12 protein-coding genes are annotated in these 7826 nt (G+C 53.4%); 10 read left to right on the forward strand and 2 right to left on the reverse strand.

The annotated features are described in order from the left end of the window. Positions 1-231: 231 nt before the first annotated feature. From HVE01_RS20190 to HVE01_RS19485, 7 genes are all read left to right on the forward strand, one after another. Positions 232-408, forward strand: coding sequence for a hypothetical protein (locus tag HVE01_RS20190; RefSeq protein ID WP_422822498.1), 177 nt, complete (start codon positions 232-234; stop codon positions 406-408). Next, positions 362-718, forward strand: coding sequence for an AAA family ATPase (locus HVE01_RS19460; protein ID WP_280529890.1), 357 nt, complete (start codon positions 362-364; stop codon positions 716-718). Before HVE01_RS20190 ends, HVE01_RS19460 begins: the two co-directional genes overlap by 47 nt. 69 nt (positions 719-787) lie before the next feature. Beyond that, entirely contained in the window at positions 788-1519 is a 732-nt protein-coding gene (locus HVE01_RS19465) for an AraC family transcriptional regulator (protein ID WP_146945455.1), read from the forward strand. An 88-nt stretch (positions 1520-1607) separates the two neighbouring features. Continuing rightward, positions 1608-2489 (forward strand): aromatic amino acid exporter YddG, encoded by an 882-nt coding sequence (gene yddG, locus HVE01_RS19470; RefSeq protein WP_232471487.1) that lies wholly within the window; start codon positions 1608-1610, stop codon positions 2487-2489. A 46-nt stretch (positions 2490-2535) separates the two neighbouring features. Further along, positions 2536-2811 (forward strand): hypothetical protein, encoded by a 276-nt coding sequence (locus HVE01_RS19475; RefSeq protein WP_186808881.1) that lies wholly within the window; start codon positions 2536-2538, stop codon positions 2809-2811. 67 nt (positions 2812-2878) lie between these two features. Then, positions 2879-3349, forward strand: a complete 471-nt coding sequence (locus HVE01_RS19480) for a GNAT family N-acetyltransferase (RefSeq protein WP_125748715.1) — start codon at positions 2879-2881, stop codon at positions 3347-3349. A gap of 76 nt (positions 3350-3425) precedes the next feature. Further along, positions 3426-3611, forward strand: a complete 186-nt coding sequence (locus HVE01_RS19485) for a hypothetical protein (RefSeq protein WP_186808882.1) — start codon at positions 3426-3428, stop codon at positions 3609-3611. A 145-nt stretch (positions 3612-3756) separates the two neighbouring features. Here HVE01_RS19485 and HVE01_RS19490 read toward each other — a convergent pair whose 3' ends face one another. Continuing rightward, positions 3757-4638: a helix-turn-helix domain-containing protein gene (locus tag HVE01_RS19490; protein ID WP_022520598.1), complete on the reverse strand. Its 882-nt coding sequence runs from the start codon at positions 4636-4638 to the stop codon at positions 3757-3759. A 168-nt stretch (positions 4639-4806) separates the two neighbouring features. Between HVE01_RS19490 and HVE01_RS19495 the strand changes: the two genes are divergently transcribed. Further along, the gene (locus HVE01_RS19495) at positions 4807-5712 is read left to right on the forward strand and encodes a DMT family transporter (RefSeq protein ID WP_146945456.1); all 906 of its coding nucleotides are present in this window, start codon (positions 4807-4809) and stop codon (positions 5710-5712) included. A 178-nt stretch (positions 5713-5890) separates the two neighbouring features. Here the strand turns inward: HVE01_RS19495 and HVE01_RS19505 are convergent, their stop codons facing one another. Then, the gene (locus tag HVE01_RS19505; RefSeq protein WP_146945457.1) at positions 5891-6712 is read right to left on the reverse strand and encodes an aldo/keto reductase; all 822 of its coding nucleotides are present in this window, start codon (positions 6710-6712) and stop codon (positions 5891-5893) included. 358 nt (positions 6713-7070) lie between these two features. Here HVE01_RS19505 and HVE01_RS19515 point away from each other — a divergent pair, with 358 nt between their 5' ends. Both HVE01_RS19515 and HVE01_RS19520 read left to right on the forward strand, forming a co-directional pair. Next, on the forward strand, positions 7071-7328 hold the full coding sequence (locus HVE01_RS19515; protein WP_125748707.1) for a type II toxin-antitoxin system Phd/YefM family antitoxin: 258 nt from the start codon (positions 7071-7073) through the stop codon (positions 7326-7328). Continuing rightward, positions 7316-7618, forward strand: coding sequence for a type II toxin-antitoxin system RelE/ParE family toxin (locus tag HVE01_RS19520; RefSeq protein WP_146945458.1), 303 nt, complete (start codon positions 7316-7318; stop codon positions 7616-7618). Before HVE01_RS19515 ends, HVE01_RS19520 begins: the two co-directional genes overlap by 13 nt. Positions 7619-7826: the final 208 nt, after the last annotated feature.

Consider the following 7826-nt stretch of genomic DNA (forward strand, 5'->3'; position numbering starts at 1 on the left):
TTTCGGCACGGATTCAATTCATTGGGACTTTGGCGAGTTGAAGCAGAGATCGTCTCTGACTCGGCAATGTATGAGCGGCTGATAAGTGACCATCCAGCATCTCATAACCAGGCAATGCACGCGACAAGCGAGTGATTGCGGCGTTATAAGGCATCACCTGACGTATGATTTAGAACGGAAAGATTGATACTTCGGCAATGGGATGACGAAGACCTATATCCCTTTTCACAGATGTGTAGGGATAAGGACGTGATGGAGTTCTTCCTGAAGCCTCTGACGGAGGAAGAAAGCTACAGTATGGGGAGAAGAATCAAGTCTCTCATTGCTGAGCGTGGGTGGGGGCTTTGGGCTGTAGAGATCCCTGGTCAAAGTAAGTTTCGCTCAGGATATTCTGAAATCCGATATTGAAAAGTACCGGAGTGTCGCTGGTGGCGAGCGGGCCACGTTCTTTGATCGTGGGGTGCGGGATGCGCTGTACATGCTTGATGCGGAGAACGCGTTGTCACGGGTGGACATCGCCAACTATGTTCAACTGTTCCCCTATAATCCCGTTGTTTTTCTTCTGACGCCATGGGAGGACATTTACGGTACAGATTCAGAGCGTGATCAAACATTCGAGGAGTCCCGCAGGGTATTCGAGGGGATGAAAAGCTGGTATTCGCAATGGGGTTACAAAACGCTGGATGCCACCTCCATCCACCAAGCGAGCGTTGCCTAAAAACGCACAGCCTAAGGCTGGGGAATCAGGTCAAGGAAGTGAATATGCCCACGACTGCTGAGTAAGGTCATGAAATATCCAGAGATCGGCCTGCACATACGTACCTATGATGATGAAGTGAAAAGTCACTCCCACGACCATCATCAATTGGTATTGCCCCTGGTCGGCACGCTATTTCTGTCAGTAGATTCCATGGCGGGGGAGGTGGCACAGCACCGTGCGGCCATCATCCCTTCAGGAAGCGGCCATGGGTTTGCTGCAACAGAAGATAATCGGTTTTTAGTGGCCGATTTGCCTGTAGGGCTGGCTCCTGCGCTAGATAAGCTGCCTTGTTTCGTGGGGCTTGATTTGGCACTACACCATTACGTCCAGTTCCTTCATGCTCAGGCTATGAGCGGGGCTGGGTCAAACGTTACCCAGCATCACATGCTGCTATTACTGATACAGCTGCTGCAGGAGCGCCATGGAAGTCAATTGAAACTGGATCGCAGGGTTCACGCAGCGCAACAGTTTCTGGATGATCACTTCCACCAACCGATTTCCATGGCAGAGGTTGCTAACGTGGCCCATTTGAGTATTCGGCAGTTGAACGATCTTTTTCGCCATCAGGTGGGCGTGACGCCTCATCAATACCTCACAGAAGTGCGAATGAAAGAGGCGTTTCGGCTTCTGGAACAGTCAGGCCTCAGCGTTCAGCGGGTGGCTGATGCGGTAGGCTATTCGTCGTTATCGGCCTTCAGCGACCGCTTCAGACGTCACTTTGGCAAACCGCCTAGCCACTTCCGCCGTCTCTCGACATAATTCCGCCAGGATTCAAAAGACCCCCATCGATGCCATGGATACGCTCTCCCGTCACTGCTAACGCATGAGAATCTCGGGGGAGAGTGACATGGCAACCGTGAATGCCGCTACCTGGATCGGATCCATTTCCGTTCTGCTTTGGGGTACTTTGGCTTTGCTGACCAAGCTATCCGGCGGAGATATTCCAGAGTTCCAGCTGATGGCCATGACTTTCGGCATTGCGTTTCTGTTGATGGGTGGGCGTTGGGTCTTGGCTGGCCATACGGGCGTTCGGTATATACGCCAGTCGCCGTTTGCCTGGTGTATCGGTATCGTCGGGTTATTCGGTTATCACTTTGCATATTTCAAGGCGATGACGCTAGCACCGGCGGTGGAAGTCAGCCTGTTGGCTTACCTCTGGCCACTACTGATCGTTCTGCTGTCTGCCCTGTTACCGGACGAGAGGATGCGAGCTCAGTCTATCGTTGGCGCCTTGGTGGCGCTGGTGGGTTGTTGGTTGTTGATCAGCCGAAATGCAGGCGGATTTGCTTGGGAGAACCTGCCCGGTTATCTGGTAGCACTGGCGTGTGCATTGATTTGGTCTTCTTACTCCGTGCTTAGCAGATTGGTGCGCTCAGTGCCAACCGATGCCGTCGGTTGGTTCTGCGGCGTGACGGCGCTGCTGGCTTTAGGGTGCCATATGCTGTGGGAAGAGACGGTGTGGCCGGATGGCTTGATGCAATGGGTAGGCGTGGTTGGGCTGGGCCTTGGGCCGGTTGGAATCGCATTTTTTACCTGGGACTATGGCGTCAAACACGGGAACATCCAGCTACTTGGCACCCTAGCCTACAGTGCGCCACTCATCTCGGTGGTGCTACTGATCTTGGCGGGATACGGCGAGGCCACGGTGGCCGTATTGAGTGCTAGCGTGCTCATCGTCATTGGTTCTTTGATCGCAAGCCGCGCGAAGCACCGGGGCGCGCAGCGCTAGAAATGATGGCAGACTGATAACGCTCGTTGAGCAAATAGGCGCAGCCATGGAACATTCATCCGCAGTCACGCTGGCGTTGGCAGACGCATCAGCATTTGATGCGTTCAAGCAAGAGTTAAAAGCCTCGTTTAGCGTAGCGGTAGAAGAGACCTTTGGCGCGGTAGAGCTGAGCTTGATTCACTCTGGCGCAGATATCGAGAACTCTCTTAATGCGCCAGATTCCGTCGTGCATCACATTCTTTTAGATGGTGTGAAAGTAGGCGGCGCAATTGTGACCATTGACGAATCCATTCAACAGTTTTTTGGTTTGAAAAAGTCATGATGTAAGCCCCAGAAAGGGCGGGTATGAGCCGATAGCAACGGGCTCTCAAAGAAAAAAGGACTTTAGAATGGCCGTAAGGGCAGCAGAAAAAACCGATATTGCCGCCATCGCCGAGGTGTATCAGGCGTGTTTCCCCCGTGAGAAAAATCACGCGCTGTGGATTGAGTCGTCGTTTAACACCTATCCACGGGGCGTTTACTACGTGGTGGAAGTGGAAGGCCAGGTGCGTGGCTATATCCTTTGGTGCGTGAAAAACGGCTTTCGGGAAAAAAGTATCATCGAGCTGGAGCAAATCGGTATTCACCCGGAAGCAGCAGGTAGGGGGCTGGGTAAGCAGCTCATTGTGGAGTCGCTAGCACCGTTCAAGGCTCACGTGCGCCGCCAGGGCTGCGATGTGGGGGCGGTGATGGTAACCACCTCGGAAGGCAACTTCGCAGAGAAGCTGTATCAATCCACGCTGGGAGTCTCCCGCGCGGCCGTGATTAGCGGCTATGGGGCTGGAGATGAGGTGATCTTATATAACGCCAGCGTAGAGTAGCGCGAGAGCGGTTGCGTGCGAATTGGTGACGCAGTAAGCGGAACACAGACATTATTACAAGATACGGAGGTAGGTAATGTCAGAAGTGGAAACCCGGCAAGCTACCATTGAAGACTCGGCTTTAATCCATAAATTTGTCATAGAACTTGCGACTTATGAAAAAGCAGAGCATGAAGTGCTAGCGACAGTCGCGGATATAGAAAACGCTTTGGTAGGCTACCGCTTGACAGGAAAAGCACTTGAAGACTTTGCCGTTAGTTAACAAGATATAACAAGTCGCAGTAGTTCGCGTCCGGTGGCCGCCCTTTCCTTGGCTTCTTCGTCGCCACTCCATAGAGCGAACCCTCGGAACATGATAAGGACTAGGCCCAGAGCAGGGCGGGTAGCAGGCAGTCTTCGTAAGAACCCTAGCTACGTTGTTGCGTCCGATACTCAGTAGGACTGACACCTGTCTCTGCGCGAAAGCGGTTGCTGAAATGACTGCTGGAGCCAAAACCGCAGCGTAGCGCGATCTCAGTCATATTTAGCGATGTTTCCGCCAACAAGTATTGCGCCCGGATAAGACGACGGTGCAGCACATAGCGATGTGGTGGGTAACCAGTGGCTTGTTTGAACATGCGGGCGAAGTGGTAGTCACTTAAGCCAGTGATACCCGCCATGCATGCCAGCGTAAGGGGTTGGTTCAGGTGATGCTCAATGAACTCCACCACTCGTTTTAATTGCCACGCAGGTAGTCCACCGGTTGGGCGCAGAGTTGGCAGTCGGCGCTGGCTATAGTGGCGTAGGGTGTGTATCAATGCCGTTTGGGTGGCGGAATCCAGCGCTAATTGATCCAGCGGGTCTTGCCAGTTGCTCTGGCCAAGGGTAGTGCAAAACAGCTGAGTGAGCAGCGCATCCTGGGCGAAGTCGATTTCGTCCAGTTGCACGCTTCGGCCATCTTTATCCCATACCTGTTCGATCAACTGACTCAGGTGAGTGTCGCTGAAATAGAAATGCAGTAGTGAGATAGGCCCATGCACGTCCCAACTGGTGATTAGGTTGGCGGGCATTAAACACACGCTATTGCTGGTCTCGCTGGCAATGGTTTGTGATCCCTGCCTGCGTAGGGAGTTCTCCGCGCCGTTCAGATAAACGCTCAGAGTGTGGTGGTTTGAGTGAATTTTCTCAATACGGTCTTCTTGGTTACTCCAACGGGCCAGCGCCATGCCATTTTTTAGCTGGGTGCTACTCACTAGACGCGCCTGCGTCTGTTTCATTCTGGGATAGTGGCTCAAAGTGTCGGTGAACATTGGCGGCTCCTGGGAACTGCGTTAACAGTACTCAGGCTCAGCACGAAACTCAATTCAGCGAACCATTCAACCGCAAGAATAGACAAACTGGCGCAAACGCAGGCAAGTCAGCCAGCCGGGGTGAGCCGATACTATGGCTGACACTAACCACTCTGGGAATGGCAAGCCATGAATAGCCTTCTGTATATCTCAACAGTTCTTATCTGGGGCTCGACCTGGCTGGCTATCGCTTGGCAAGTGGGCGAGGTGGCGGTGCCGGTCTCGGTATTCTATCGTTTTCTCATCGCCGCGCTGGTGCTGTTGATCGGGCTTACATTGTTGCGCCGACGCCAGGCTCTGCAAACCAGGGATCATCTTTTCTGCCTGTTGCAGGGGGGCTGTGTCTTTGGTTTGAATTTCTACTGCTTCTATACCGCTGCGGGTTATCTGCCCAGCGGCCTAATTGCCATCCTGTTTTCTATGTCGATACTGTTTAATGCGGCCAATGGCTACCTGTTCTTTCGCACACCGGTTCCGCGGGTATTTTACCTGGCTTTGGCCCTTGGTCTGCCGGGCATGGCGCTGATTTTCTGGCAGGATCTGGTCACAGTTGAGGCTACGTGGGAACTGCTGGGCGCCAATGGCTTGACGTTGCTGGGTACCTACGGGTTTTCGCTGGGTAACATGGTGTCGGTCAGGCATCAGCGGTGCGGTCTGCAAATCAACACCACCAACGCCTTTGCCATGCTGTATGGAGGGATGTTGATGGGGTTGATTGCCTGGGCTCAGGGAGCCAGTTTCAGCCTGCCAGCGGAACCGAGATATCTAGGTGCCCTGGTTTATTTGGCGGTAATAGGATCGGTGGGAGGCTTTGGTGCCTACTTTATGCTGGTCGGCCGTATTGGTGCCGGTAAGGCGGCTTATGCGACGGTATTATTTCCTTTGGTTGCGCTGGCGCTGTCAACGGTGTTCGAGGGTTACCAGTGGCATGCGAATGCACTTATAGGGTTAGTAATGATTGTGAGTGGCAACCTGCTGATGTTTAATGCCCATCGTTTGGTTTGGCGGTGGTGGGAGGCGCCGAGCCATATATGAGCGATGAGTCGATCAGGCCACCGCCATGCTCGAAGAATACCTGAACCACCTCGGTACGCGCATCGAGCAGTTCAGGGTCGTTGCCAACAGTATGAACAGCAGGTGGGCGAGAAAGCTGATCCAGGCATTGGGTTTTGATATGACATCGCTCCAGTGCTGGGCCGTTAATGGCTCGGATTCACACCATCTGCAAAGGCTGCTTGCGCGTTGGCGGAGGATAGGCGGCATCGATCTGGACCAGGTCATCGTCGTCGAGTCTGACGTTATCAGCATCAAAGTTCTGCTTGAGGTGATCCAGATTCACAGCCTTAGGAATTGCAATCACGCCGGGGTGGCGCAGTGCCCAGGCGAGGGCGACTTGCGCGGTGGTGGCGCTGTGTTTGTCGGCGATGCGTTGCAGGGCGGCATCATGCAGTAGCGCGCCGCCTTGCCCGATGGGGCAATAGGCCATGAGCGGCATGTTGTGTTGTGCTTGCCAGGGCAGCAGGTCGTATTCAATGCCGCGTGCTTCGGGGTTGTAGAGCACCTGGTTGGTGGCGCAAGCTGGCGCGTCGAGCTCAGCTAAGTCGTCAATGTCGAAGTTCGATACACCCCAGCGTAGAATCTTGCCCTGCTCGCGCAGCCGCTCAAAAGCTTCCACTGTTTCGCTCAGCGGGTATTGGCCGCGCCAGTGCAGCAGGTATAGATCAATAGTGTCGGTGCCCAACCGCCGCAGGCTGCGCTCGCAGGCGGCTTGAACACCTTTGGTACTGGCGTTGTGCGGGTAGACCTTGCTGACCAGATACACCTCATCGCGCCGATCATGGATCGCTTGACCAACGATCTCTTCAGCGCCGCCTTCGGCATACATCTCTGCGGTATCGATCAGCGTCATGCCCAGATCCAGCCCTTCGCGCAGCGCCCTGACCTCAGCCTGCCGTTGTTCGGCATGCTCGCCCATATGCCAGGTGCCTTGGCCGATACGGGGTACGCTTTCTCCGCCTAGCTCTATTGTCTGCATATCGCTATCTCCTACTGTATCTCCTGCTGTGGTACTGCTCTGACTATCCGCAGTCACCGCAGTTCATGAACCAAAATCAGCACCTTGAGCAATCGAAAGCCTCCACCATGTGAAAAGCTCATCGGTGATCATGCAGGCGCTTATTTACGTCAGATTAATATCCAGCATAGCTTGGTCTAGCAAGTGCTTGAAGAAGAGCGGGTGGTTAAGGTTCTTCGGCTCTGGAGTCGCTACGAATAGTGCATAAACTGCCGCTGTTAGTGGGCAACTTGGCGTTAACAGGTGATCATCAGCGGTGATTGCCCCACTTGGGAAGTGATACTATAGTGCCACTATTAGTCTGACTCAGAGTGTGCCCATGAAAGTTGAACTTGTTACCAACCTTAAGCGCCAAGCCACAAAAATCTTGGCAGACCTGCATCTTTCGAAAGAGCCGGTACTGATCACTGAACATGGCAAGCCATCCGCATACCTTGTTGATGTGCAAGATTACGAGTTTATGCAGCGCCGACTAGAGCTGCTTGAGGGGCTTGCGCGGGGAGAGCGCGCTGTACTTGAGGGAAGAACGTACAGCCAAAGCGAGGCCAGGGAGAAAATGAGTAAATGGCTGAAGTAATTTGGACAGAGCCTGCCCTTCAAGAACTGGATGCCATCGCTGAGTACATTGCTCTGGATAATCCTGCTGCCGCAAGCCATCTGGTCCAAGACGTTTTCGATAAGACCGAGCGTTTGGAAAATTTCCCCCGATCTGGACGGATTCCTCCTGAGCTCCCCAATTCGGTATACAGGGAGATAGTGGTTCCACCATGTCGCATTTTTTATCGTGAGGATGAGAAACAGGTTCTGATCCTTTATGTTATGCGAGAGGAGCGGCAGCTTCGTGCGTACATGCTTGGGAATAGCTAACCAGGCGAGTTACTAGAATACTGTTGTCTTCGCTGCGTCAACGTCACCGGTGAGCTTTCGATCAATCTGGTGAAGTTCATTATGTGCGTTAAGCTAAAAACGTTAGGTTTCTAAGTTAGGTGGGCATGATGTTTTACCACCTTCTGAGCCTGATCAGTCGGCCCTCGTTTTTAAAGCTGTTTAGATTGCTAAGGGGGGAAGTGTGGTT

Source organism: Vreelandella venusta (assembly GCF_007989605.1).
GTDB classification, from domain to species: Bacteria; Pseudomonadota; Gammaproteobacteria; order Pseudomonadales; family Halomonadaceae; genus Vreelandella; species Vreelandella venusta.